This is a genomic window from Nocardia carnea, from assembly GCF_029868325.1.
GTDB lineage: Bacteria > Actinomycetota > Actinomycetes > Mycobacteriales > Mycobacteriaceae > Nocardia > Nocardia carnea_C.
Genome location: NZ_JARWNW010000266.1, coordinates 21,433 through 46,286, shown reverse-complemented (window position 1 = coordinate 46,286; position 24,854 = coordinate 21,433). Strand labels below are relative to the sequence as shown.

At 67.5% G+C, this 24,854-nt stretch carries 21 protein-coding genes and 1 pseudogene; 9 read left to right on the top strand and 13 right to left on the bottom strand.

The window, feature by feature from the left end:
- Positions 1-32: 32 nt before the first annotated feature.
- The 6 genes from QH196_RS25370 to QH196_RS25345 all read right to left on the bottom strand — a co-directional run bounded on the left by QH196_RS25370 (position 33) and on the right by QH196_RS25345 (position 6,875).
- The gene (locus QH196_RS25370; protein ID WP_280418342.1) at positions 33-1,766 is read right to left on the bottom strand and encodes a CocE/NonD family hydrolase; all 1,734 of its coding nucleotides are present in this window, start codon (positions 1,764-1,766) and stop codon (positions 33-35) included.
- 23 nt (positions 1,767-1,789) lie between these two features.
- Positions 1,790-2,731 (bottom strand): MBL fold metallo-hydrolase, encoded by a 942-nt coding sequence (locus QH196_RS25365; RefSeq protein WP_280418341.1) that lies wholly within the window; start codon positions 2,729-2,731, stop codon positions 1,790-1,792.
- The gene (locus QH196_RS25360; RefSeq protein WP_280418340.1) at positions 2,728-3,675 is read right to left on the bottom strand and encodes an alpha/beta hydrolase; all 948 of its coding nucleotides are present in this window, start codon (positions 3,673-3,675) and stop codon (positions 2,728-2,730) included. The genes QH196_RS25365 and QH196_RS25360 overlap by 4 nt, the downstream gene beginning before the upstream one ends.
- Before the next feature lie 13 nt (positions 3,676-3,688).
- Positions 3,689-4,801, bottom strand: a complete 1,113-nt coding sequence (locus tag QH196_RS25355; RefSeq protein WP_280418339.1) for an FAD-dependent monooxygenase — start codon at positions 4,799-4,801, stop codon at positions 3,689-3,691.
- An 89-nt stretch (positions 4,802-4,890) separates the two neighbouring features.
- Positions 4,891-5,841 (bottom strand): phosphotriesterase, encoded by a 951-nt coding sequence (locus QH196_RS25350; RefSeq protein ID WP_280418338.1) that lies wholly within the window; start codon positions 5,839-5,841, stop codon positions 4,891-4,893.
- Positions 5,842-5,882: 41 nt separating this feature from the next.
- Positions 5,883-6,875 (bottom strand): phosphotriesterase, encoded by a 993-nt coding sequence (locus QH196_RS25345; RefSeq protein WP_280418337.1) that lies wholly within the window; start codon positions 6,873-6,875, stop codon positions 5,883-5,885.
- Between the two features lie 343 nt (positions 6,876-7,218).
- On the opposite strand from QH196_RS25345, the gene QH196_RS25340 reads away from it, so the two are divergent.
- Together QH196_RS25340 and QH196_RS25335 are read left to right on the top strand one after the other, a co-directional pair.
- The gene (locus QH196_RS25340; protein ID WP_280418336.1) at positions 7,219-7,833 is read left to right on the top strand and encodes a TetR/AcrR family transcriptional regulator; all 615 of its coding nucleotides are present in this window, start codon (positions 7,219-7,221) and stop codon (positions 7,831-7,833) included.
- 191 nt (positions 7,834-8,024) lie between these two features.
- Positions 8,025-8,798: an SDR family oxidoreductase gene (locus QH196_RS25335; protein ID WP_280418335.1), complete on the top strand. Its 774-nt coding sequence runs from the start codon at positions 8,025-8,027 to the stop codon at positions 8,796-8,798.
- A gap of 39 nt (positions 8,799-8,837) precedes the next feature.
- On the opposite strand, the gene QH196_RS25330 is transcribed toward QH196_RS25335, so the two are convergent.
- Positions 8,838-9,734, bottom strand: a complete 897-nt coding sequence (locus QH196_RS25330) for a LysR family transcriptional regulator (protein WP_280418334.1) — start codon at positions 9,732-9,734, stop codon at positions 8,838-8,840.
- Between the two features lie 354 nt (positions 9,735-10,088).
- Here QH196_RS25330 and QH196_RS25325 point away from each other — a divergent pair, with 354 nt between their 5' ends.
- Positions 10,089-11,354: a DUF2252 domain-containing protein gene (locus QH196_RS25325; RefSeq protein WP_280418367.1), complete on the top strand. Its 1,266-nt coding sequence runs from the start codon at positions 10,089-10,091 to the stop codon at positions 11,352-11,354.
- Positions 11,355-11,397: 43 nt separating this feature from the next.
- Here the strand turns inward: QH196_RS25325 and QH196_RS25320 are convergent, their stop codons facing one another.
- The 4 genes and pseudogenes from QH196_RS25320 to QH196_RS25305 all read right to left on the bottom strand — a co-directional run bounded on the left by QH196_RS25320 (position 11,398) and on the right by QH196_RS25305 (position 16,400).
- Positions 11,398-12,609 carry an RNA polymerase sigma factor gene (locus QH196_RS25320; RefSeq protein ID WP_280418333.1) on the bottom strand — a complete coding sequence of 404 codons (1,212 nt, stop codon included), beginning with the start codon at positions 12,607-12,609 and terminating at the stop codon, positions 11,398-11,400.
- Positions 12,606-13,004 (bottom strand): YciI family protein, encoded by a 399-nt coding sequence (locus QH196_RS25315; RefSeq protein WP_280418332.1) that lies wholly within the window; start codon positions 13,002-13,004, stop codon positions 12,606-12,608. The genes QH196_RS25320 and QH196_RS25315 overlap by 4 nt, the downstream gene beginning before the upstream one ends.
- 539 nt (positions 13,005-13,543) lie before the next feature.
- Positions 13,544-15,204 (bottom strand): annotated as a pseudogene (locus QH196_RS25310) (TlrC/CarA/OleB/SrmB family ABC-F type ribosomal protection protein).
- A gap of 275 nt (positions 15,205-15,479) precedes the next feature.
- Entirely contained in the window at positions 15,480-16,400 is a 921-nt protein-coding gene (locus tag QH196_RS25305; RefSeq protein ID WP_280418331.1) for an NmrA family NAD(P)-binding protein, read from the bottom strand.
- Between the two features lie 105 nt (positions 16,401-16,505).
- Between QH196_RS25305 and QH196_RS25300 the strand changes: the two genes are divergently transcribed.
- Positions 16,506-17,069, top strand: coding sequence for a TetR/AcrR family transcriptional regulator (locus QH196_RS25300; protein WP_280418330.1), 564 nt, complete (start codon positions 16,506-16,508; stop codon positions 17,067-17,069).
- Positions 17,070-17,097: 28 nt separating this feature from the next.
- Here QH196_RS25300 and QH196_RS25295 read toward each other — a convergent pair whose 3' ends face one another.
- On the bottom strand, positions 17,098-17,358 hold the full coding sequence (locus QH196_RS25295) for a hypothetical protein (protein WP_280418329.1): 261 nt from the start codon (positions 17,356-17,358) through the stop codon (positions 17,098-17,100).
- Positions 17,359-17,544: 186 nt separating this feature from the next.
- On the opposite strand from QH196_RS25295, the gene QH196_RS25290 reads away from it, so the two are divergent.
- The gene (locus QH196_RS25290) at positions 17,545-18,957 is read left to right on the top strand and encodes an FGGY family carbohydrate kinase (protein ID WP_280418328.1); all 1,413 of its coding nucleotides are present in this window, start codon (positions 17,545-17,547) and stop codon (positions 18,955-18,957) included.
- Here QH196_RS25290 and QH196_RS25285 read toward each other — a convergent pair.
- The gene (locus QH196_RS25285; RefSeq protein WP_280418366.1) at positions 18,940-20,415 is read right to left on the bottom strand and encodes a mannitol dehydrogenase family protein; all 1,476 of its coding nucleotides are present in this window, start codon (positions 20,413-20,415) and stop codon (positions 18,940-18,942) included. The two genes, QH196_RS25290 and QH196_RS25285, sit on opposite strands and share 18 nt — an antisense overlap.
- A gap of 244 nt (positions 20,416-20,659) precedes the next feature.
- Here QH196_RS25285 and QH196_RS25280 point away from each other — a divergent pair, with 244 nt between their 5' ends.
- The 4 genes from QH196_RS25280 to QH196_RS25265 are packed head-to-tail and all read left to right on the top strand — an operon-like array spanning position 20,660 to position 24,847.
- A complete protein-coding gene (locus QH196_RS25280; RefSeq protein WP_432279554.1) occupies positions 20,660-21,658 on the top strand; it encodes a sugar-binding transcriptional regulator in 999 nt (332 codons plus the stop codon).
- Positions 21,655-23,007, top strand: coding sequence for an ABC transporter substrate-binding protein (locus QH196_RS25275; RefSeq protein WP_280418326.1), 1,353 nt, complete (start codon positions 21,655-21,657; stop codon positions 23,005-23,007). The genes QH196_RS25280 and QH196_RS25275 overlap by 4 nt, the downstream gene beginning before the upstream one ends.
- Before the next feature lie 2 nt (positions 23,008-23,009).
- Positions 23,010-23,975, top strand: coding sequence for a carbohydrate ABC transporter permease (locus QH196_RS25270; protein WP_280418325.1), 966 nt, complete (start codon positions 23,010-23,012; stop codon positions 23,973-23,975).
- The gene (locus tag QH196_RS25265) at positions 23,975-24,847 is read left to right on the top strand and encodes a carbohydrate ABC transporter permease (RefSeq protein ID WP_280418324.1); all 873 of its coding nucleotides are present in this window, start codon (positions 23,975-23,977) and stop codon (positions 24,845-24,847) included. Before QH196_RS25270 ends, QH196_RS25265 begins: the two co-directional genes overlap by 1 nt.
- Positions 24,848-24,854 lie beyond the last annotated feature (7 nt).

The window sequence follows — 24,854 nt, the reverse complement described above, 5'->3', positions numbered from 1 at the left end:
GGGCACCTGGCCGAGTGAACTGCCGGGGCCGGCTAACCGTTATGCGCAACCGCTCCTTTCGTCAGCGGCAGGACCAGCCGCGACGGGTGGGCGGCGTCGCGATAGATCTTGTGGGTGACCGGGCGGCCGACCGGCAGGTGGAACGCATCCGGCGGTAACAGCGCATTGTGGTCGTCGGCCAGTGGTTCGTCACAGGACAGTTCCGCCACGAGACGATGCCCGGGGAGCAGCGTGGCCGCGAACGGGTACAGGCGCAGCACGTACTCCTCGATCGCTCCCGGCTCGACCGGTACCGCGCGGGTATGCGGATGGTACGGATCGCCTTCGGTGGTGCGCTCGTCCAGTTCGCGGTGTGAGGCCTTCAGGTAGCCGGTGGTGAGAAGTTGACGTGTACCGCCGGGGGCCTGGTCCCACAGCCGCAGGATGAAATTCGTATCGTCCTGATCGATTTCGGCGAAGATATGCGCGGCGCCGGTACCGATGAACTCGGTGGCTTCCGCGAAAGGTGCGGTGTGCCAGCGCAGCATCTCCACTGTGTCGGTGACCGTGAGCGGCGCCTGATAGAAACCTTCGGGCGCCGCGTAACGCGCGCCCATCGGTTCGGGTTCGGGCGTGAGTTTGCCGCGTGGGCGCAGGTACAGCGACGTGTGGCCGATTTCCTTCGGCGGCCAGCTGTCAGCGGTGACCCGCTCGCGTGAGCCCTCCACGAAGACCGTGACGGCGGGCTCGTCCATCACTCCGTTGTCGATACCTTTGAGCCAGTAGTCGTACCAGCGGAACATTTTGTCGTGTTCCTCGACGAAGGGACGCGACTGCATGGGCGGGTACGGGCCGATATCGAGCTTCTTGGGCCCGTTCAACCGGTGGAACAACTCGACGGTGCCGTCCATCGTCCAACCGCGCCCCTGATCGATCTGCAGGTAGACGGGGATGTCGATATTCGCGGCGAGATTGACCGGGTTGCGCTCCTCGTACCATTCGCCGTCCAGCTCGTTCATGACGATGTCGAACCAGGCTTCGTGGTGCTTCGGATAGTTCAGTACATGAACCAGGTTCGGCCAGGCGGCCACATCCGGGTCCGCGAGCCGGGCGGCGACGCGGGTGCGGATCTCCTCCGGCGAATACGTTTCCAGCATGCGTGATCTGGTGTTGTCGGTGAACGCCCAGCCCGAGTCGCCACCGCGGCCCTCGCGCGCGGCGCGCGGCATGAACCACATGATGCCGCCGTGGTAGGTGGTTTCGTAGAAATCGTAGTGGCCGCCGGAAACGAAGATCGCCTTCAGATGCGGCGGACGCTCCGCAGCGGCGATGACCTGCATGGAACCGAAATACGAGATGCCGATCATGCCGACATTGCCGTCGCACCAGGGCTGTCCGGCGACCCATTCGATGAAATCGTAGGCGTCCTGCCCGAGCGGTACCCCGCCGGCGTTGTAGTTGCCGATATGTTCGCCACCGGACCCGCCGGACCCGCGCAGATCACCGATCACGTGCACGTAGCCCTCACCGACGACGCGGGCGATATCACCGGCCTCGATACAGCCGTCCCACATCGGGCTGGGGCGTCGCTGCGGTGGCGTGGTGAGTGCGAGCGCCTGCAACTCCTTGCCGTACGGACTCAGCGCGACCAGCGCGGGCCGGGGCGTATCGGTGAACCCCTGGTAGGTGTCGGCGACCAGCTCGACCCCGTCGCGCATCGGCACCCGCAGATCCTTCCGGATATGGATGGTCTGCCCGCCGGCGTCGAAAGTGTGGAATTCGGCCATGAGTCGGTGACTCCTCTTCTGTGTCAGGGCAACTGGTCGAACCGCTGGCGATAGCCGTGCATCGAGGTGAAGAACGGCGAGGGTTCGAGGGTGGGGTCGCCGTGGTATCCGAGGTCGTCGGCGACCGATGCGAACGGCGAGTACACCGAGCCGGTGGCCGGCGACCCCGCACACAGGCACCGGTGAGTGGATTCGTGGACGCGGTTCTCGATATCGAGACTCTGGTCGAGGGCTTCGCGCGCCTGGCTGCTGTCCAGTTCGACCCCGTAGGGTTCGCCGTTCGCGCGACGGTACGGATGCCCGAGGTACAGGTGCCGCGGGCGGATTTCGTCGCGTAGGTAGCGCAGGCTCGCACGATAGGCGTCCGGGTCCGCGTAGCCGGGGAAACCGTTGGCGGCGCCGTGGACCTGCACGGCGTCACCGGCGAATACATCGTTCTGCCCGTCGAGGACGTAGGCGACCGAGCCCGGTGTATGTCCCGGAACGGAATGCACCGACACCGTGACCTCCCCGCCCAGCGACAGGGTCTCACCGCCCTCGGCCAGTACCGTGGGCTCCATCTCACCGGAGATGACCGCATTCGTGACCTCGGCCTGTTTCGCCACGCCCGCGGGGTCGTTCAGGTACCGGCCCCGGCCCGCCGAGTACTCGTCGATATGCGCCTGCCGTGACCGCAGCAGTGGCGCATCGGCCGCGTGGATCACCACCCGGGCGCGACGCCCGGTGAGTTCCCACAGGGCATACGCTCCGCCGATATGGTCGATATGCCCGTGGGTCAGCAGGATCCAGCGCACGTCGGCGATATCGCGGCCGAGTTCCGCCAGTGCCGGGGCCATGGCCCCGGCCGGTGAGGTCGCGATACCGGTATCGACGATGGCCGGTTCGGGTGCGTCGACGAAGAAGCTGTAAAGGCCGAACCGCCCCCACGGCGAGAAGAGCGGATGGACTGCGACTTCCCGGGTCACGAGGCACTCCGGCCGGTCAGGAACGCGGCGGTCTCCTCGAACACTCGCCGGTACTCGGGAATCCACGAGAAGTTCTGCACGAAACCGTGATTGGCGCCCGGGTAGCGCGTCACCTGCACCGCAACCCCGGCCTGTTCGAGTCGCTCGCCATAGCGTTCGCCTTCGTCGCGCATCGGATCGCATTCGGCGGTGACGATCAGCGCGGGCGGTAGCCCGGAGAGGTCGGCACGTTTGATCGGTGAGACGAGCGGGTCGGCGGGGTCGGCCCCGCTGCCGGTGTAGAAGGCGTTGAAGGGTTTCAGCGCGGCGGTTTCGAGGCCGTAGCCTTGCGCGTTCTCCCGTAGGGAGGGGTAGCGGCCGAGGTCGAAGTCCAGGTCGAGGGAGGGATAGAACAGCACCTGATGGGTGATGCTGTCGAAACCGTCGTCGTGGGCCAGCGCCGTGACCGCGGCGACCATCCCGCCGCCCGAGCTGTCGCCTGCCAGCGCGAGGGTCGTTCCGTCCCACCCCAGGTGGTGCGCACCGCTGCCCGCGACCCAGCGGACCACGCCGTAGCAGTCCTGGAGTCCGGCGGGATAGGCGTTTTCGGGTGCGCGCCGGTAGCCGACGGACACGACCTTGTACCCGGTCGCCCGCGCCAGGTGCCGCGCGATGTGGTCGTGGGTTTCGAGACTGCCCAGGAAGTAGGCGCCGCCGTGGCAGTACACGAGCACGCTGTAGCCCGCGGGGGCTCCGGACGGTTCGACCGGCGTGTAGATGCGCACGGGCACCTCCCCGGCCGGGGTCGCCGCGGTCATATCTTCGACGGCCGGCAACGGGAGGCGCTGGTCGAGCGGTACGACCTGTGCCTCCTCTCCTGCGCGCATAGCCGCCGGGTCCAGTGGTCCCTCCGGCGGGGCGGGCAGGTCGGCGATCACGCGGGCGATTTCGGGATGCAGTGGCATAGCTGTGTTCTCCTTATTCCGCAGCCTGGGCGGGGGTCTTCTGGCCGGGGAACACGTCGTCGACCTCGTCCTCGGTCCAGCCGCGGCGCGAAATACGCTGCAGTTCATCGGTTACCGGTTTGCGGGCCGCCTGATAGGCGGCCAGCGCCGCCGCGACCGAATCCGCTGTGGACAGGGCATCCGCGAGTGCACCGCCGTCCAGGATCGCCGAATTCGCGCCCTGCCCCTGGTGGTGCAGCATCGAATGAGCCGCATCGCCCACCAGGACGACCGACTCCGAATGCCAGGTGTCGACGGGGTCGATATCATAGACGGCGCGCACATTCACGGTGTCCATATCCAGTTCGCGCGCGATATTCACGATCCGCTCGTCGAATCCCTCGACGGTGGCGACGATATCGTCCCGGGTGACCCGCGGCGCCCAGGTTCCGTCGTCGCACAGCGCGGTGATATCGAAGGACACCTGGTTGCGGTGCCGCAGCGGCAGCAGATAGACCTTCGTCCCCTTGCCGATGTACATCCGGAGGTTGTCGTCGACGACCATTCCGTAGGCGTCGTCGGCGGAGATCACCGCCCGATAGGCGTGCTCCCCCGAGAACACCGGGTCTTTATCGCTGAACAGCTGCTGCCGCACCACGGATTTGATGCCGTCGGCGCCGATCGCCAGGTCGGCCTCGACGGTTGCGCCGTTGGCGAAGGTGAGCACCGAGTGGTCACCGCGGTCCACCACGGTGTCCAGCTTGTGCCCGAGATGCACCATGCCCGGCGGCAGCGCACCCAGCAGTGCATCGATGAAATCGCCGCGGTGGATCAGATGTGTGGTGGTCTGTTCGGTACGACCCGGCCATTCTTCGCGCATGATCTCGTCGCCGGTGGCGGTGCGGATCTCGAAGTAGTCGCTGCGCGAACTCACCGCCGCGATCGCATCGAAGATCCCCCACTGCCGGAAGCGTTGCATCGTGCCGGGGCGCAACCCGATTCCCGCGCCCACCTCCCGGATCTCGGTGGCCCGCTCGTACACATCGACCTGTGCCCCGAGCACACTCAATGCTTTGGCCGCGGCCGCGCCACCGTATCCGGCGCCGACGACGGCGATCTTCAGTTTCTTCAGGTCGGCGGCTTGCATGGTCCTTCTCTCTGGACGGGCGCGGCGGTGCGCCGGACGGATACGCGTGCGCGGCGGCGCACCGGGCGTGCTGCCTCCGCGTGCACGGTTCAGGCCTGGATGGTCAGGAACGCGGCGGGATTGTCGACGAACAGCGTGGTGAGGGTGGCCTCGTCGACCCCCGCGGCCCGCAGGTCGGGCATGAGGTCCTCGAAGAGGTAGTTCACGGTGTGGCCTTTCACGCCCGGCCAGCCCAGCGGGCTGCAGTTGGCGTCGGCGGAGGCGAGGGCCTTGTCCAGGTGGCCGTCGATGAAGCGGAGAAAATGGTCGAGGCGCTCCTTGCGGGGGCGGGCCCAGAACGGCGGGTCCTCGAGTTCGGTTTCGTAGCCGAAGGTGTCGAAGCCGACCCGGCCGCCCTGTTCGGCGATCCAGGTATCGCGGGTCTTCTCGGCGTTCACGCCGTCGTCGGCGTGGCCGAACAGGACGCGGTCCAGCGGAAGTTTCTCGTCGTGGAAAATCGCGATCGCGTTCTCGGCGTCGATGGCGAGATGGGTCAGGATGGGGACACCGGTGCGCAGTGCGGCGCGGGCGGCGGCGCGGTAGATGCGTTTGTCCAGTTCGGTCATCCGGCCGCCGCGGCTCACGCCGACCTTGATGACCCCGGCGCGGCTACCGGTATCACCGATACCGACGGTGATCTCGTGCACGAAATGGTCGGTCAGGTAGTCCACGCTCGCCCGGGCGAAGAACGGCAGCGCGGTATCACCGCCGACGAAACCGGTGCAGGCCACGATATGGACGCCGGTTTTCGCGGACAGCGATTTGTAGTAGTCGACGTCGCGGCCGTTGCAGATACCGGTGACTTCGACGAAGGTGCCGCCGCCGTACTCGTGGAACTTCCGCAGCTTCGGCACGGTTTCGGCGTAACGCTGTTCGGGGGTTTTCCACCACTGCGTGTCCAGCTCGGAGCCGGGCATGCCGTATCCGATGTGCTCGTGGACGGCCACGATCCCCAGTTCTTCGGCCGGGATCGGGCCCAGCACGGTATTGACTCTCGACACAACACTCACCTTCGGGAAAGACGGATTTCGATGGCCGGCGCTCAGCGCACCGACAGCAGGTCGCGCGGGTTGTCCACGAGGATTCGGTGGCGGTCCGCCTCGCTGAGCCCTTGCGCGGTGAGCAGCGGCACGAACGACGAAAGGACGTAGCCGAACGGGATATCGCGCCCGAGATGCCCTTTGGCGACGCCGATCGCGTTGCCCGACAGCAGGATCCGGTTCGCGTATCCTTCGGCGACGAGGTCGAGCACCAGGGTGGCCCGCTCCTCGTCCCGGATATATCCGTCGTCCGCCGTCCCCACGTTGTCCACGGCGATATAAGCCCCGCGTCGCACGATCTCCCGCGCAGCACCGGCGGTCACCGCGTCCGCACGGTCGAGCCCGCCGACCACGACACGGTCGGCCGGTAGGTTCTCGTCGAGGACGATGCCGAGGTCGTGCACCGCGTCCGCGCCGTAGCGCAGCGAAACCGCGACGCCGGTGGCCAGAGCGGCCCTGGCCGCGCCGCGCAGCAGGCTTTCGTCGGTTGCCGTCGTTCCCGTCCGCGTCGCGGCGGTCATCACGAGCCCTGCGGCGCCACGCCGCTCCACCCGGGGCACCACCATGCCCTCGGTGATCTCCCTGGTGAACAGGTCGGCGAACTTTCCGGCCGGCCACGGTGTCGGCGGGTTGGTCTGCGGGGTGAGGAAGTAGCCGCCGAGTAGCTCCTCCGGGCCCATTCCGGTCGAGGCGACGATATGCACACCGGTGGCCCGCGACAGTGCCTCGTACAGGCGCACGTCCCGGCCGTGGAACATCCCGGTGCTGTCGACGATCGCGCCGCCGCCCCGGGAGCGGAATTCTCGCAGCTTCGCGGCCAGCGTTTCGAAGATCTCGGCGCGGTCGAGGGGGATATCGAAGGCGTACTCCGCTCCCGGCAACACCGAGAGCAGGGCCTCGTGCACGGCCACAACGCCCAGCTCAGATGCGGGGACGGGGCCGAGCACGGTGGTCACGGTATTGCGCACAGCAGTCCGGTCGCCGGTCACTGGCATGTCCTTTCGATGCCGACGTGGATCACGTCGATGTCTTTCTTTCTCGAGCGCTTTCTCGAGCGGCTGCCTCGCGCTCCGATGGCGCCTCCGGCTCATGGCCCGCGGTCCGGGCCGGTGACTGCGGTCACGCCGTCTCCATGAGACGGTGCCACATTTCTTTACATGCTGTCAAGAAATCATCTTTTCCGTAAATCTTCTTTGCCCTTGCGCGGTGACTGGCAGCTCCTCCAGGAACGCCGGGAAACACACACGCCGGTTTACGCGGCGCAAAGAGTCCTACCGGCCCGTACTCACGACAGCCGGTGGGCACGGAACACAGTCACGGTGCATTAGGCTGACCTGCATGGCGAGGCTTCGTGAGGCACAGAAGGAGATGACCCGAAAGCTCCTGCTCGATGCCGGCGTGGAGCTGTTCGTATCGAAGGGATACACGGCGACCAAGGTCGACGAGATCGCCTCGGCCGCCGGGACGACGCGAGTCACCTTCTACGCGTACTTCCCCTCGAAGGTCGACCTGATGAAAGCCCTCATCGCCGAGCGGCTCAATGCGGCGCTCAACCGGATACCGTCCGCCGAACACGGAACGACCGAACGCGAACTGGTCGCCGTGGTCGAAGACGGGTCACGCGAACGGATCCGCGGCTGGCTCGCCGCCAGCGCACAACGCTGGGAAACGATCCGCCCCTACACCACCACGGCATTCGAAGCCGCCGCTGTCGATCCGGAGATCCGCGAACTCTTCGACGCCTGGCTGAACGAGGCCATCGGCGATATCGAGGACGGACTGAACCGCGCGGACCGCTTCCCCGCCGGCACCCGGCGGTTCCGCAGCGTCCTCGCGATCACCGAACTCGACCACGTCGCCCGGAACTGGACTTCCGGGCAGTGGGGGGCCGGATATGCAGAGATGCTGGACGTCCTCACCGAGAGCTGGGCCGGGACCATCGGACACCGCTGAGACCCGTCCCGCCACACATAGGCAACCCCTATGGCGCCCACTGACTTTTCGTCTTTGCTTCTCGCCCCGTTTCCGACTTACGCTCGAGAAGCCCGACGGGGAGCGAACATTCTCCCAAACTAATTGCCACTCAGGCATATTCAGGTATTCACGCCGGGCGGATCACTACGCAATCGAAAGGAACGGTGGCGATGACCACTGTCGGAAACGCGTCGGCAACCACAGAACTCGCCGGGAAACGGGCCCTTGTGACGGGTGGTTCCCGTGGAATCGGGGCCGCCGTCGTACGCCGATTCCTGGACGCCGGCGCCGAGGTGCTGGCCACCGCCAGGTCGGCCCCGGATACCGGGCCGGACGGTGCCACATTCGTGGCGGCCGATGTGCGGACCCGCACCGGTGCGGAAGCACTCGCCGGGGCCGTCGAAGAAACGCTGGGTGGGGTGGATATCGTCGTCCACAATGCGGGTGGTGCACGACCGCACCGGGGTAGTTCGGCCATTCCCGATGCGGAGTGGCAGGACGCGCTGGATCTGAATCTGCTGGCCGCGGTGCGGTTGGACGCGCTGCTCACACCGGGGATGCAGGAGCGGGGTTCGGGGGCGATCGTCCATATCTCCTCGGCCGCGGTCCCTGCCCCGGTGGCACAGTTCCTGCACTACACCGCCGCGAAGGCGGCGCTGGAGAACTACAGCCTGGGCCTGGCGACGGAACTGGCGCCGTTCGGGATCCGGGTCAACACTGTGTCGCCCGGACGGACCGCGACCCCCGGCGGCGAGACGACGCGGGCACAGTGGGCAGACCTCGACCCGGCGGCGGCGGGGGTCGACATTCCGGTCGTTCCGCTGGGACGTGAGGGCCGGCCGGGCGATATCGCCCACGCGGTGATGTTCCTCGTCTCCGATAACGCGAGCTGGCTCACCGGGGGCAGTCTCGTCGTGGACGGCGGCGAGTTCCACCGGGGCTGATACGTATGGCCGGTTCCGGCGGTGCGGGCCCACGGCCGGTCAGGGCACCGCCGCGAAGCGACCGGATTCGGTCCAGCTCTCCTGGCGCAACAGCTCGAGCAGAGCTGCTTCCGCCGGGCCCGCGCCCCGCCGGACCACCGCGACGACAGGCTGCGATACGACCGGGAACACCGGCCGTGCGAGATGTTCGTAACCGTGGGGTACCGCCGAGGCCGGCACGAGTGTGACCCCCAGTCCATGGGCGGCCCAGCGCACGGCCGTCGCCGTCTGCGATACCCGGCCGGCTGTGCCCGGGGTGAGCGCGTTATCGCCCAGCACGGCCGTCAGCACGCCGTCGAGCGCACTGTCTCGACCGAACCGTATCCACGGCTCCTCCCCCAGCTCGCGTAGTTCGACCCGGTCCGCGGCGAGCTGGGGGTGCCCGGCGCCCAGCACCACAACGAATTCCTCGGCACCGAGGGGATACGCGTTCTCGGGGGTTTTCTCACATTTCGCCATCAGGGCGAGGTCGAGCGCCCCCCGGCGGCACAGCTGGTCGAGTTCGGCGGCACTCGGCTCCTCGAAGACGGTGGCCTCCACCCGGGGAAAGCGGCGGCGCAGCGCGTCCAGTGCGCGCGGTAGCTGCCGTGCGCCGAAGCCCAGTTGTACCGCAACCACCAGTTCGCCGACCAGCTCGGCCGAATCGGCCCGGGCCGCCGCTTTCGCCCGCCGGGATGCGTCCACGGCGACCGCCGCCTCACGCAGGAACGCGCGTCCGGCCACCGTCGGTACCAGCCCGGCCGGGGTACGGGCGAACAGCTGGACGCCGAGGTCACGTTCGAGGCCGCGGATCTGCTGCGATATCGACGGCTGCGCCACATGCAGCAACTCCGCTGCCGCTGTCACCGAGCCCGCTTCGGCAACGGTGAGGGCGTACTCGTACTGGCGCAGCGTCATCCGTCATCCTCCCGAGGTGAACCCAGCTCACCCTTTCGCCGTGTGTCCGGTAACCCGGGAAGGGCGACCGCCTGCCCAGGGGCTCGCCCGGCGGCGCAGGCAATGCCCCAGTTCACCGGAACCGGATACCGGGCCGACCTATTCCGCGGCGGCTCGAGCCCGCGGCGCAGTCGGCGTGGCAGATCCGGTTCTGGCACGATCGAAACCGGTACCGCCGCCCGGCGCCGCGGCGGCAACGACGGCACGACGAGAGGACCGGCCCACACCGTGGATACGCATTCCGGGACGAGTGAGCACGCCCCGCACGATCGCAAGGCCGAGATCGTCGAGGTCTTCACCGATGCCTTCGGTGACATGATCGCCACCGATCCGGACGCCTTCCGCAAGAAATTCCGCAAGATGGCCGATAACCCTTTCGCGTTCTACCGCGGTTCGGCGTGCCTCTTCTACCACGATATGGCCGCCAGCGACGATCCGTGGGCCGATGAACGCACGGGCCGGATCTGGATCCAGGCCGATCTGCATGCGGAGAACTTCGGTACCTATATGGATTCCGCGGGCCAATTCGTTTTCGATGTCAACGATTTCGACGAGGCCTATCTCGGCGCATTCACCTGGGATATCAAACGGTTCTGCGCCAGTGTGGCGCTGCTGGCCCGCCGGAAAGCGGTCTCCGATGCCGATATCGAGGAATTGATCGCGACCTATGCACGGTCCTATGTGCGTATGGTGCGCGCCTTCCACGACGGCAGCCGCGACGAACAGGATTTCAAACTACATCTGCGGAATACCACGGGGCCGGTGCACGATGTGTTGCTGGATGCCCGGATGAATACGCGTACCGCATTGCTGGCCGGCACCACGGTGGTCGAGAACTACGAGCGCCGGTTCCGGCCGGGCAAAGGCGTCCGGACTCTGGACGACGACGAACGCGCACTGGTACTCGACGCGTTCACCCGGTACCTCGACACCATCCCGGAGCACAAACGCTTCCGCAGCATCACCTACGAAGTCAAAGATATTGTGGGCCGCAAGGGTTTCGGGATCGGGTCGGCGGGACTGCCCGCCTACAACATCCTCGTGGAGGGGCAGACCGAGGCCCTGGAAAACGACGTGATTCTCTCCATGAAACAGGGGAATGTGGCCGCACCCAGCCGGATCGTGCGCGACGAGCGGATCCGCAAATATTTCCATCACCACGGGCACCGCACCGCTGTCTCCCAGCGCGCGCTCCAGGCCCACGCCGACCCGTGGCTCGGTTACACCGAGATCGGCGCGGCGGGCTATATCGTCTCCGAACTCTCCCCGTATGTGAGCGATCTCGACTGGTCCGACCTCACCGAACCCTCCGAGATGCGACCGGTCATCGAGTACCTCGGCCAGGCCACCGCAGGGATGCACTGTGTCTCCGACGCCGACTCCGAGCAGACCCTCGTCGATTTCCAGAGCGAAGAAGCGATCATGGCGGCCATCGGTTCGCATGAGACGGAATTCGTCCGCGATATGGTCGATTTCGGTCAGAGCTATGCCCGCCGTACCCGCGCGGATCACGAGCTCTTCATCGACGCCTTCCGCAACGGCGAAATCCCCGGCCTGGAACGTGCGACCGGCGACGCCTGACCTACGCCCCCACCGGGTGGGGCCTGTCCGGACGGCAGGCCGGCTACTGTCCGCCCAGCGCGTCGCGTGCCTGCGTGAGGAACCGGCGTTCGGCAGTGTCGTGCGATAGGTCGATCGCCTTGGTGTAGGCGGCGTACGCCTCGCCCTTCCGTCCCAGTAGACCGCACAGATGGGCGCGGACCGCCCAGGCGGGCTGGAACCGCCGGTCGTCGACCTCGGAGTCGAGGATCGACAGCCCGGCGGCGGGCCCGTGTACGCGGGCGGCCGCGGCGGCGAGTGAGGTCGCGCTGCCGAGCGTCGGAGCGAAACGGTGCAGCGCACGATGGGCGTCGAGGAGAACGACCGGATCGGCGCCGGCGCCTTCGGCCGCCTGGATCGCGGCCTCGAGCTGATACCGGCCGAGGGTCGCGAACGAATACGCGCGGCGGAGATGGGCGTAGCCCCGCGCGACGAGATCGGCGTCCCAGCGACCGCGGTCCTGACGCTCGAGCGGAATGTAGTCACCCGCGGCATCGGTGCGCGCGTCCGCGCGGGCCGTGCACAGGTCGATGAGGGCGGCGAGGCCATGTGCCTCGGGGTCCTCGGGCAGGACCTGGGTGAGTACTTCGGCCAGGTGGAGTGCCTCCCCGGTCAGTGAGTCGTTCCGTTCGCGGCCGGTGGTGTGCCAGTCGATGGCGAATGCGCCGTAGACGGTTTCCAGCACCGCGTCCACCCGCGCCGGTAGTTCCGCCCGCTCGGGCACACGGAACGGTATGCGCGCCTGCCTGATTCGTTTCTTGGCGCGGGTGAGGCGGGCCGCCATCGTCGCGGTGGGCACGGTGAACGCCCGGCCGATCTGTTCGGCGGTGCACCCCAGCAGGGTGTTGAGCATCAACGGGGTCCGGGTCGGCGGATCGATGGCCGGGTGGGCGCAGACGAACATGAGCTCGAGCCGGCGGTCCTCCAGTGCGTCCGGATCGATCCGGTCCAGCAGGCCCGGATCATGGAGTACCGGGTCGAATGCGACGGTGCGGCGGGCGGGCGCCCCGGTGACGACATCACGGATGCGGTTGCGGGCCACCGTGAGCAACCAGGCGTCGGGGTTGGCGGGGATACCCTCGACCGGCCAGTGCCGCACCGCCCGTTCGAACGCATCGGCCAGAGCGTCCTCCGCCGTGGACACATCGCCGCAGCGGGCGGCGAGCAACGCCAGCAACCGGCCGTAGGAGGTACGGGCCGCGTCGGCGGCCCGCACCCTCGCCTCTGTACGGCTCACGCCGTCGACTCTCCGGCGACACACGACGCCGTCCATTCTCCGGCGATACACGCAGTGGCCACGGGCCGCACCTCCAGCGTCCCGTAGGTCGCGGCCGGGCATTTCTCGGCCCAGCCGAGCGCGGCATCCAGATCGGGGACTTCGAGGACGAACACTCCGGCCAGCGCCTCCTTCGTCGCGGCGAACGGGCCGTCCTGCACCTGCAATGTGCCCGTGCGCCTGGTCACGGTGGTCGTCGCCGCCTGCGGGAACAGGATATCGCCGCCGATCAGCACCCCGGCCTCCTGCAACGCCCGCCCATAGGCATCGAATGCCCGCTGCATCTCCTCGATCGCCGCCGCGGGGATCTCCCCCTCGGCCGGTTCCTCGTTGTGGATCAGAAACGCGTATCGCATCGGTTCCTCCTTCATCAGGGGCCGGATCCAGTATCCGTGCGTTCACCCTTGCGCAGACATGACGATCCAGTACCGGGCAAATCGACACTTCCGCGCAGAAAAGCCGGCCGGACCGTAATCCGTGCCCCGCGACCGCTCGAACCGCACCCGGCCCGAACCGCGACCGGCCCGGTCCGCACCGAACCGGCCTGGAGCCTCATCCGCGTAATGACCCGGGCGGAGCGGGGCCGTCCCAGGTCATCGCGGCCAGCTCACACCATCCGCGCCGGCGGAGCTTCCGACGCCCCGGCACACCCTGTTCGGGTCGCCCCAACGCGATAGGTTCGGCTCGATTCGACTCATGAACTCGCCCGATGATCCGGGAGGAGCAGCCAGGCCACCGACTGAGCATCGCCCAGCTCGAGCAGTCCGTGCTCTCGGAGCATCCGCCGCCGCGGCACCCCGACGCTGGCCCGACCGGCTCGGTACGGAGCATTTCACACCTGACGGCCTGGCCCGGCCGGCTCGGGCGATATTTCACCGATCGAGTACCTCCCGGCTCATGCGGTCCGGCCCGACCGGGCTTCCGGCGTCGCGGCACGCCCGCACACCCCGTCCCGGATCTCGAGCCGGGTGCCCTCGAAGCGTTCGCGTATCCGGCGGTCGTGGGTGACCACCACCAATGCGCCGGATAGCCGGTGAGTGCCTCCTCCAGTTCTTCCACCAGCGCCGGGGACAGGTGGTTGGTCGGTTCGTCGAGTAGCAGCAGATCGACCGGGGCGCTCACCAGGCGCGCCAGCTCGATCCGGCGGCGCTGCCCATACGACAGCTCGCCGACGCGCAGAGCCAGGTCCTCCGGCCGGAACAGTCCCAGCCGCAACAGGTCGCCGGCGTGCTCCTCCGGATGCCACGGGCGTCCGTGGGCGAACGCCTGCAGCACGGTCATCCCCGTGGGCCAGGGAACCTCCTCTTGTCGTAGAAAGCCCACGCGGCCGGCCACCCGCACCGAACCGGTATCGGGTGGCAGTTCCCCGGCGAGCAGCCGCAGCAGTGTGGTCTTCCCGGCACCGTTGGGCCCGGTGATCAGCAGCCGCGCACCGGCGGCGAGGGTTATCTCGCCGACCTCGAGCCGGCCGCACACCCGCACGCCGGTCATCTCGGCCACCGGCCCCTCCGGAATCCGTACGTGGCCGTCGAGGTCCGGGGTGAAATTCAGCGGGTCCGGCGGCGGGGCGACCGGGTTGCCGGTGAGCCGCTCGAGGCGTTCTTTGGCGTTGCGAATCCGGCCGCGAGCACCGTGGTCGCGGCCGCGCGCCCGGAAAGGTCCCGCCGCGAACACCGCCAGCGGGAGTTTGCGCGGAATGGCATCCAGCCGCGCCACATTCGACTCCGCCAGGCGTCGATTACGGGCCAGTTCCTCCTTCCATCGCTGATATTCCTCCGCCATCCGCCGCCGTTGCGCCGCTTTGGCCCGCAGGTAGCCGTCGTATCCGTCACCGAACCGGGCAACCTGTCCGTCCGCGACCTCGAGCACCACAGTCGTGATGCGTTCGAGGAAAACCCGATCATGTGTGACCGCGACGATGGTGCCGCGGTGGCCGCGCAGATACCGTTCGAGCCATCCCACCGCGATATCGTCGAGATCGTTGGTGGGTTCGTCGAGCAGGAGCAGTTCCGGCGCGGCCGCCAGGGTGGCCGCCAGCGCGAGCCGGGACCGCTGCCCGCCGGACAGGGTGCCCAGCAGCCGGTCTCGTGCGAGGCCGGGCAGCCCGAGCCCGGCGAGCGCGGTATCCACGCGCTGGTCGGCCTGATATCCGCCGCGCGCTTCGAACCGTGCCAGTAACTCCGCGTAACGGTCCAGCGCCGGTCCCAGCGGACCGTTACCGCCCAGTTCCGCTTCCGCACTGCGCATACGCATTTCCAGTTCGCGGATATCGGCCAGCGCCAGGTCGATCGCGTCGGCGACGGTCGCGGTATCCGGCAGTGCGAGTGTTTGCGGTAGATATCCGATCCCGCCGGGCGCCGAAACGCGGACCTCGCCGTTGTCCGGCAATTCCTGCCCGGCGAGCAGCCGCAACAGTGTCGATTTACCGGACCCGTTGTCGCCGACGATACCGACGGTTTCGCCGGGCCGGATCGATTGCGAGACGCGGTCCAGAACGGTGCGGTCACCGTAGCGTTTGGTGATTTCGGAGAGGGTGAGTTGAGCAGCGGTGAGCATATGTCCTCCTGTTCCCGGCCCATGGCCGTGATCACGGGAACCCACACGCGAGAGGAGCCGGCCGGGGCCGGAAGGCGTGGTGGGTGAAGAAACGCGGAGGCTCACTCATCAGCGGAGTGGCGCTCGACGCGTCGGGGGCGTGATTACAGGAAGAACAACAAAGTACCCATGAGGCGGCTGACATTATCGGTGCGGGACCGGACTGTCAATCCCTGCGCCGATACTCCGGGCGCGAAGGGCGGTCCGTCCGGGAAGTCACCGCTGCCGCTGGGGGTTTACGAGCTGCGCATATGCTGACGCGCCCAGCTCGCGAATCCGGTGAGCGGAATCCCCAGTGCCCGCGCATATTCCGGCCGGGCGGGCTGGCCTTCGACGTTCATGAAGGCATGGGAGGCGCCCATCGGTGGCATTCCGGCGGCCACCGCCTGCTCCTCGGTCATATCCGGAGCGGCCAGCGGTGTACCGAGAGCTTCCGAGAGAATCTCGGCGATTTCGGTCATCGACAGATAGTCGCTCGCCAGTTCCAGTTCCACCCGATCGAATCGTTCCGGTTCGGCGACGGCCGCGGCTGCCGCCCGCCCGATATCGGCCACCGCGGCCAGCGACAGCCGCGTACCCGGTTTCAGCACACTTACCAGGCCACCTGCGATTCCGCGGGGGAAGAGGAAGGCCATTTCGGGAAGGAAATTCTCCATGAAGAACCCCGGTTTGAGAATGGTCCAGCGGTCGAACCCGGCGGCGCGAACCTGTTCTTCGATGGCTTGTTTGGTGTTCAGTGACGGCGCGACCGCATCCCAGCGGCCCTCTGCCCAACCGGGGATCTCGGTATGCCGGCCGGCACCGGATACCGACGTGTGCACGAACTGCGATACCCCGGCGGCCCGCGCACCCTCCAGCAGATTGACGGCCTGGTCGAATTCCCCGGCGAAGTCGAAACCGGATGCCGTCAGCGGCGCCTGCTGTATCGAGAAGACCGAGCGGGCACCCGCCGCGGCCCGGGATACCGAATCCCGGTCACGCAGATCGCCCACGACCAGTTCGGCCCCCAGCGCGGCGACCGCACGCGCCGGCTCGGCGGCCGGATCGCGGACCAGAGCGCGGACGGGAATACCGGCCGCGAGCAGTGCACGGGCGGTGGCACCCCCCTGTTTGCCGGTGGCTCCGGTTACCAGGACGGGCGCGGTTCCTACAGACATGAGTTTTCCTCCATCACGGCGAAACACTAAATGGCGGGGCCCGCCGTTTAGCTTCCGATAGAATACGGCGGGCCCCGCCACTTAGCAATCCCGAGAGGAAAAGCGATGCCGGATCAGCAGCGCGCCGACGCCCGGCGCAACTACGCGCGCATCCTCGCTGTCGCCGAGGCGGAGGTCGCCGCCCACGGATCCGCGGCCTCACTGGAGCAGATCGCCCGCACCGCCGGGGTCGGCTCGGCCACGGTGCGCCGCCACTTCCCCACCCGTCGCGCCCTACTGGAAGCGGTCTCCCACGAACGGGTCGAGGTCCTGCGTGCGCGTGCCGAGGAGCTGACCGGCGCCGCCGACAGCCGGGCGGCGCTCCTGGACTGGCTGGGCGATGTCGTGACCTACTGCGTCGAGGCCCGGGGCCTGGCGGCCGCGCTGTCCTACGACCTCGAACCCGATTCGCTACAGGAGAACTCCTGCGCGGCAACGATTCACGAGGCCGGCGACCCACTCCTCCGGCGCGCGGTCCGCGACGGGGCGGTGATCGCGGACGCCACCATCACCGATGTGATCACACTCATCATCGGCATCACCCTGGCCACCGAATCCCTCCCCGACCCCACCGGCCGCGCACACCACTTGTTCCGCCTCGCCATCACAGGATTGAGCCCGCGCCCCTGAGCCCGGCGCCGGAAACCCCGCCCGGCACTCAACTCGACCGGCGACGAACCTCCCGCGCACATGCCTGCGAGAACTCCCCGGGGTCGAACCCGAGTACCAGGGCGATCGCCTCCAGCGACCTGCGCGACAGCTTTCCACCCCGTTCGGCATGCATGGTCGTCCCCGGCAGCAGGAACGCGGCATTGTCGAGCTCCAGGCAGGTGAGACCTGCCGCGCGACGTTCCAGTGACAACTGTTCGCCGACCACCCCATCGGTGCCCGCGAACAGTCCCAGGTCGTCCATGTCCACGCTCCCAGTGTGAACCTGCACACCCTCCGGCATGGACGGTTTTGCCGAGGTCGCCGGAAACTTCCCACACTGTGTTCAGGGCCGGTGACCCGGGCGCAGCATCCCGTTCCGGCGGCGGACTCCGCCGGATACCAGCCGCGCGAAGATGGACGACCCGCGATCGCGGCGGCCCCTACGCTTGACCCCATGCCACTCGTTGCCGGTGTCGATTCGTCCACGCAGTCGTGCAAGATCGTTGTTCGCGATGCCGAGACCGGTGCGTTGCTGCGGCAGGGTCGCGCGGCCCATCCCGCAGGCACCGAAATCGACCCGGCGCATTGGTGGTCCGCCTTCGAGCGGGCGGCGGCCGCGGCCGGTGGACTCGACGATATCGACGCTCTGTCGGTCGCTGCCCAGCAGCACGGCATGGTGCCCCTTGCCGAGGACGGCAGCTGTGTCCGGCCCGCCCTGCTGTGGAACGACACCCGGTCGGCGGGGGCGGCGCAACAACTCGTCGCGGAACTGGGTGGCGCCGGCGCGTGGGCCCAGGAGGTCGGTGTCGTACCGCTCGCGGCCATCACGGTCGCGAAATTGCGCTGGTTCGCCGATACCGAGCCCGCGGCGGCCGATCGGACAGCCGGCGTCTGCCTGCCACACGATTGGCTGAGCTGGCAGCTGGCCGGCGCCGGAGGTATCGAGTCGATCGTCACCGACCGCGGTGACGCGAGCGGTACCGGCTACTACGCGACGGCCACGGACCGATACCGGCCCGATCTGCTCGAACTCGCCTTCGGCACCCGGCGGCCGGTGCTGCCCCGGGTCGCCGCCCCGAACGAGATCGCGGGCGCCGCAGCGCGAATCGCGTCCGGCGCGGCGCTGGGTCCCGGAACCGGCGACAATGCGGCCGCCGCTCTCGCCCTGGACGCTCGCGAGGGCGAGGTGATCGTGTCGCTCGGAACGTCTGGGGTCGTCTCGGCGGTCAGCTCGACCGTCGTCGGCGACGCTTCGGGCGCTGTGGCCGCGTTCGCCGACGCCACCGGCAGGCAACTTCCGCTGTTGTGCACCCTCAACGGCGCTCCGGTGCTGGATGCGGTGGCCGGGCTGCTCGGCGTCGATCACGAGCGCCTCGCCGAGCTGGCGCTGAACAGTACGAGTGACGGTCTGGTTCTCGTCCCGTACCTCAGTGGCGAGCGCACACCCGATCGGCCCGCTGCCACCGGCGCAGTGCACGGACTACGCCTGACCAACGCGACACCGGGACATTTCGCCCGGGCCGCGTTCGAAGGGCTGCTGTGCGGGCTCGCCGACGGTCTCGATCGGCTTCGCGCGCAGGGTGTACGTACAGACCGGGTACTGCTCGTCGGCGGTGGTGCGCGTTCGCGGGCCGTCCGCGAACTCGCCCCGGCGATCTTCGGGATGCCGGTCGCGGTACCCGAACCCGGCGAATATGTCGCCGACGGCGCGGCGCGCCAAGCCGCCTGGGCACTTTCGGGCGCGGCCACCCCGCCACCGTGGCCCCGCCCGGCCGTCACGGTTCACGAGGCGGAACCGGCTCCGCGTATCCGGGAACGGTACGAGGCCGTCCGCGATCTCACCGACGGTTCACCACTGCTCGGCTGAGGCCGCGACCGTCGCATGCGCGCCGTTCTCGTGCAGCGACCGCAATGCGGCCAGGTAGGGCGCGACGAAGGCCGGCTCGTCGACGAGGCCACCGAATACGCCGCGTTCGGTGAGGAAGGCCGTGGGTTGCGCGCGTTGCCTCCGGGCCAGCGCACCGAGACGCTCCCGCAGTGGATCGACGATTTCGATCGGTTCACCCTGCTCGTCCACGCCCTCGGCATACCGCGCCCAGCCGGCGACCACCGCCGCCGCGCAGGTGATATCCCCACCGTCGCGTAATCGGCTGCGCACCACCGGTAGCAACCATTTGGGGATCCGGTCCGACGATTCGGCGCACAAGCGGGCGATGGTATCGCCGATGGCGGGGTTGGCGAATCGTTCGATCAGGGTGCGCTTGTACACGTCCAGGTCGACGCCGGGCACCGGACGCAGGGTAGGCGTCGCCTCGGTATCCATGTACCGCAACAGGAATCGCTCGAACACCGGATCCTGCGCAGCTTCGTGGACCAGCCGGTATCCGCTGAGGTAGCCGAGATAGCCCAGCGCCTGATGGCTCGCGTTCAGCAGGCGGAGTTTCATCAGCTCGTAGGGCGCGACATCGGCAACGGTTTGGACTCCCACCTTCTCGTAGGCGGGCCTGCCGAGGGTGAATTCATCCGCCAGCACCCACTGGGTGAACGGCTCGGTCACCACCGGCCAGCCATCGTCGATCCCGTAGCGCCGCGCTACTTCGGCGGCTGTCCCGGCGGTCGAGGCCGGGGTGATCCGGTCGACCATCGAATCGGGAAACGCGCCGGTCCGCTCGATCCATTCCGCCAGACCCGGATCGCGCAGCCGGGCGAACGCGGTGAAAACGGTACGGGCGATCTGCCCGTTGCCTTCGATATTGTCGCAGGACATGATCGTGAACGGCGCCAGTCCGCGCGCCCGGCGCCGGGCCAGCGCTTCGACGACGATCCCGAAGGTGGTGGCGGGGACGGCCCCGGGTGCGAGGTCGGCGACGATGGCCGGGTTGTGCGCATCGAATTCACCGGTCGCCGCCGCGAAGTTGTAGCCGCCCTCGGTGATCGTCAGCGAAACGATGCGGGTGCGTTCGTCGGCCAGTTTCGCCAGGACGGCCTCCGGATCATCGGGCGCGTACAAATATTCCACGATCGAACCGACGACCCGGGTCTCCCAGGTGCCGTCGGGATGGGTGGCCGACAGCGTGTACAAGCAGTCCTGATCGCGCATGACATCGCGCATACGCCGATCGGACGGAAGTACCCCGACCCCGCATATCCCCCAGTCGCGAGCCTCGCCCAGTTCCAGCAGCCGATCCAGATACATCGCCTGATGGGCCCGGTGGAACCCGCCGACACCGAAATGCACGATGCCGGTTTCGATACCGGATCGGTCGTAGGACGGTACGGAGACGACCCCGGCGAGTTGCTCGATCGCCGCGGCGCACAACCGCACCGGTCCGGAAAGCACCGATTGTCCTTGCATCGCATTCCTTCCCGAGCTTTCGGCACCCACTCGTCAAGCCCTCCGGCGGATTTCTGTTGTGTACGTCACAACCGGAATGCTACCTTGTGTGAGCACCCGTTCATGGTCTGATCATCTGCTCACGGATGTTCGGCTCATCGCGGCACCGCCGGGATGCCGCCGCGAGCCGGGTCCGTTCCCCGATCCGGCCGCCGACCGGCCCGCTCACCGAGGAGTGCCCGTGACCACCGAGCCGCCCCGTCCGCTCGCATCCGAAGATGTCCGGCTGGCACTGCGCGCGGCAACGCTCTACCACCTGGAGGGCGCCACCCAAGCCGAGATCGCCGCGAAACTCGGAGTATCGCGGCCCACGGCGGGCCGGCTCATCGCCCGGGCTCGCGCGCAGGGACTGATCCGTATCGAGATCAGCGTCCCGGACGAGCTGAGCGCGACCGTGCACACCGAACTCGAACGCGAGCTCGAGCAGATCTTCGGTCTCACCGAAGCCGTCGTCACCAATGCCGTACCCGACGGATCCCCGGCCGGGTACTACGCGCTGGGCCGGGCCGCGGTGAGCGTGCTCACGCGGCGGCTGCGCGAACGAGACACCCTCGGCTTCACCTGGGGTCCGGAAACCGTCGCCGTGGCGCAGGCGCTCAAACCACGATCGGCGCGCTGCGCGACTGTCGTCCAACTGGACGGGTCGATGACCACCACGAACTATCAGACCGGTGTCGATTTCACCCTCGGCACCTGCGCGCAGCTGTTGCAGGCCGACCCGGTCCGGCTGCACGCGCCGCTGTACGCCGACGCGGCGACGGTCACCGCGCTGCACAACGATTCGCTGATGAGCCGCGCGCTCGAGGTCGGCCGCAACGCCGATGTGATGATCTTCGGAATCGGACCGGTCTCCACCGCGACGACCCTGTTCGAGGGCAGCTACCTCGATACCGCGCTACTGGACGAACTGCGCAGGCTGGGTGCCGTCGGCGAGATGGGCGGGCGGTTCTACACCCGCGAGGGCGCCGATATCGACAGTTCGCTCACCGCCCGCACGGTATCGGTCCCGCTCGACGCGGTACGCGCCTGCCCGGCCGCCGTGCTGGTATCCGGCGGTGCAGCCAAACACGAGGCGATTCTCGGCGCACTCAACGCAGGGCTGGCCGACATCGTGGTCACCGATATCGACACCGCGCGGTGGCTGGTAGAACACAAGGAGGCAGCGCCCCGATGAGGATTCGTTCGAAATATCTGGCCGCCGCGATCGCGGCAACGATGACGCTGACCTTGTCCGGTTGCGCGGGCGCCGGCTCGTTCGTCGGCGGCGGCGCCGATGCGGTGACCATCGCGATCATCTCGAACTCACAGATGCAGGACGCCATCGCCCTGTCCGACCGGTTCGAACGCGAGAATCCCGGTATCGAACTGAAATTCGTCTCGCTCTCGGAGAACGAGGCCCGAGCGAAGATCACCGCATCGGTCGCCACCGGCGGCGGTGAATTCGATGTGGTGATGATCAGCAATTACGAAACCCCGCAGTGGGCGGAAAACGGCTGGTTGACCAACCTTTCCGAATACGCCGACCGAACACCCGGCTACGACGAGGAAGATTTCATCCCCTCACTGCGCGAATCGCTGTCCTACGAGGGCAGTATGTACTCGGTCCCGTTCTACGGCGAGTCCTCGTTCCTCATGTACCGCAAGGACCTGTTCGAACAGGCCGGCCTCGATATGCCGGCCGAACCCACCTGGGAACAGGTGGCCGGATACGCCGCCGCCCTCGACGCACCCGGTGAGACCTCCGGAATCTGCCTGCGCGGTAAACCCGGCTGGGGCGAAATGCTCGCCCCGCTCAACACGGTGATCAACGCCTTCGGCGGACGCTGGTACGACGAGAACTGGAACGCGCAGCTCACCAGCCCCGAGACCGTGCGGGCGGTGCAGTTCTACGTCGATCTGGTCCGCACCCACGGGCAATCCGGCGCCGCGACGAGCGGTTTCAGCGAATGCGCCACACAGCTCGCCCAGGGCCGCACGGCCATGTGGTACGACTCGACCGCCGCGGTATCGGTCCTCGAGGATCCCGCGGCGAGCCGGGTCGTCGGCAAGATCGGCTACGCCCCGGCTCCCGCCGCGGTGAAATCCGATACCGGCTGGCTGTATTCGTGGTCGCTGGGTATTCCGACCACCAGCGACAAACCCGACGCGGCCTGGAAGTTCGTGTCCTGGATGACCGATAAGGACTATCTCGAGATGGTCGGCAACGAACTCGGCTGGGAGCGGGTGCCGCCGGGTAGCCGGTTGTCCACCTATGCGATCCCGGAGTACGAACAGGCGGCCGCCGCCTACGGCCCACCCACCCTGGCGGCGATGGAGAAGGCCGATCCCGAGAACCCGACGGTTCAACCAGTCCCCTACACGGGCGTGCAGTTCCTGACGATTCCAGAATTCCAGGATCTCGGTACCCGGGTCAGTCAGCAGATCAGCGCCGCGATCGCCGGCCGGATCAGCGTCCGTGAAGCGCTCGAACAGGCGCAGCAGTATGCCGAGGTCGTCGGCGAGACCTACCGGGAGGCGCAGTAGCCATGTCGAGCACCACCACAGCAGAAGCTCCCCCGGCCGACCCCGGGCCCGACAAAGCGATACCGCCGTCGCGGCGACGCGCCGTCTCCCGCGCGGAAGGCTGGCGGCGCCGCGGTCCGTTGCTGCCCGCACTGATCTTCATGATCGTCGTCACCCAGATCCCGTTCCTGGTGACGGTCTACTATTCGACCCAATCGTGGAACCTGGTACGCCCCGGATCGCAGCAGTTCAACGGCCTGAACAATTACATCGACGTCTTCTCCGACAGTCAATTCCGCACCGTCGCAATGAATACCGTGCTCATGATCGCCGGTACCGTCGTGATCTCGGTGATCCTCGGACTGCTGCTGGCCTTGCTGCTGGACCGGAAATTCTTCGGCCGCGGAATCGTGCGCACACTGCTGATCACCCCGTTCCTGGTCACCCCGGTCGCCGCGGCCCTGATCTGGAAGACGACGATGCTCGACCCCGTCTTCGGCCTGGTCAACTTCGCGCTGCAGCCGTTCGGCGTCGGCGAAATCGACTGGATCAGCAAATTCCCGCTCCCGGCGGTGATGGCGAATCTGGTCTGGCAGTGGACACCGTTCATGATGCTGCTCATCCTCGCCGGACTGCAGTCCATGCCCCGCGATATCGTCGAGGCGGCCCGGGTCGACGGCGCCGGCGCGTTCGCGATCTTCCGCGAGCTGACCCTGCCGCATCTGCGCCGCTTCATCGAACTGGGCGCCGTCCTCGGCGCGATCTACCTGGTCAACACCTTCGACGCCGTGTACATGATGACCTCCGGTGGACCGGGGGTGGCCAGCGCCAACCTGCCCTACTACATCTATCAGCGCGCGTTCCTCGGATTCGATATCGGGCAGGCGGCTGCCATGGGCGTGGTCACCGTAGTCGCGACGATCATCGTCTCGACCCTGGCGTTGCGCCTGATCTTCAAGAGTTTCACCGGGAACGAGGAGGCGGCCTGATGAGTACCGCTGCTACCGCAGATATCGACGACACCGCGGCGACACCTCTGCGGCCCACCCGGCGCCGCGCCCGTGACTCGGTGTGGGCGGTTCTCGCCTGGGTGATCGCGCTGGGTTTCTTCTTTCCCGTCCTGTGGATGGTGCTCACCGCCTTCAAGGAGGAAGGCGACGCCTACACCGACCCGCCGAAACTGTTCTTCACCCCGACACTGCAGCAGTTCCGCGATGTCCTGGACAGTGGTATCGGCACGACCCTGTTGAATTCCGTTTTCGCGACCGGTATCTCGACCCTTCTGGTCTTGCTCCTCGGGATCCCCGCCGCATTCGCCCTGTCTCTGCGCCCGGTACGTAAGACCAGGGACGCACTGTTCTTCTTCATCAGCACCAAAATGCTGCCGGTGGTCGCGGCGATCATTCCGCTGTATGTGATCGTCGGCGATATCGGGATGCTCGACAATATCTGGACGCTGGTCATCCTCTACACGGCCATGAATCTGCCGATCGCGGTGTGGATGATGCGCTCGTTCTTCCTCGAGGTTCCCGGCGAACTACTCGAAGCGGCGAGTATGGACGGCGCCGGCCTGTGGACCTCGGTCCGGGAAGTGATCCTGCCGCTGGTGTCCCCCGGGATCGCCGCGACAGCGCTGATCTGCATCATCTTCTCCTGGAACGAATTCTTCTTCGCGGTGAACCTGACGGCCGTTCAGGCGCAGACCGTCCCGGTGTTCCTGGTCGGTTTCATCACCGGTCAGGGCCTGTACTGGGCGCAGCTCTCGGCGGCGGCAGTGCTCACCGCACTACCCGTGGTATTGGCCGGGTGGATCGCGCAGAACAAACTCGTGCGCGGCCTGTCGTTCGGCGCGATCAAATAACCTCCCC

Bases quoted from the DNA above. Each gene is read 5' to 3' on its own strand.
- QH196_RS25315 (WP_280418332.1), bottom strand. From the start codon at position 13,004: ATGCGATACGCGTTTCTGATCCACAACGAGGAACCGGCCGAGGGGGAG.
- QH196_RS25305 (WP_280418331.1), bottom strand. From the start codon at position 16,400: ATGTCTGTAGGAACCGCGCCCGTCCTGGTAACCGGAGCCACCGGCAAA.
- QH196_RS25370 (WP_280418342.1), bottom strand. From the start codon at position 1,766: ATGGCCGAATTCCACACTTTCGACGCCGGCGGGCAGACCATCCATATC.
- QH196_RS25340 (WP_280418336.1), top strand. From the start codon at position 7,219: ATGGCGAGGCTTCGTGAGGCACAGAAGGAGATGACCCGAAAGCTCCTG.
- QH196_RS25355 (WP_280418339.1), bottom strand. From the start codon at position 4,801: ATGCAAGCCGCCGACCTGAAGAAACTGAAGATCGCCGTCGTCGGCGCC.
- QH196_RS25345 (WP_280418337.1), bottom strand. From the start codon at position 6,875: ATGCCAGTGACCGGCGACCGGACTGCTGTGCGCAATACCGTGACCACC.
- QH196_RS25300 (WP_280418330.1), top strand. From the start codon at position 16,506: ATGCCGGATCAGCAGCGCGCCGACGCCCGGCGCAACTACGCGCGCATC.
- QH196_RS25330 (WP_280418334.1), bottom strand. From the start codon at position 9,734: ATGACGCTGCGCCAGTACGAGTACGCCCTCACCGTTGCCGAAGCGGGC.
- QH196_RS25275 (WP_280418326.1), top strand. From the start codon at position 21,655: ATGAGGATTCGTTCGAAATATCTGGCCGCCGCGATCGCGGCAACGATG.
- QH196_RS25325 (WP_280418367.1), top strand. From the start codon at position 10,089: ATGATCGCCACCGATCCGGACGCCTTCCGCAAGAAATTCCGCAAGATG.
- QH196_RS25360 (WP_280418340.1), bottom strand. From the start codon at position 3,675: ATGCCACTGCATCCCGAAATCGCCCGCGTGATCGCCGACCTGCCCGCC.
- QH196_RS25270 (WP_280418325.1), top strand. From the start codon at position 23,010: ATGTCGAGCACCACCACAGCAGAAGCTCCCCCGGCCGACCCCGGGCCC.
- QH196_RS25335 (WP_280418335.1), top strand. From the start codon at position 8,025: ATGACCACTGTCGGAAACGCGTCGGCAACCACAGAACTCGCCGGGAAA.
- QH196_RS25265 (WP_280418324.1), top strand. From the start codon at position 23,975: ATGAGTACCGCTGCTACCGCAGATATCGACGACACCGCGGCGACACCT.
- QH196_RS25290 (WP_280418328.1), top strand. From the start codon at position 17,545: ATGCCACTCGTTGCCGGTGTCGATTCGTCCACGCAGTCGTGCAAGATC.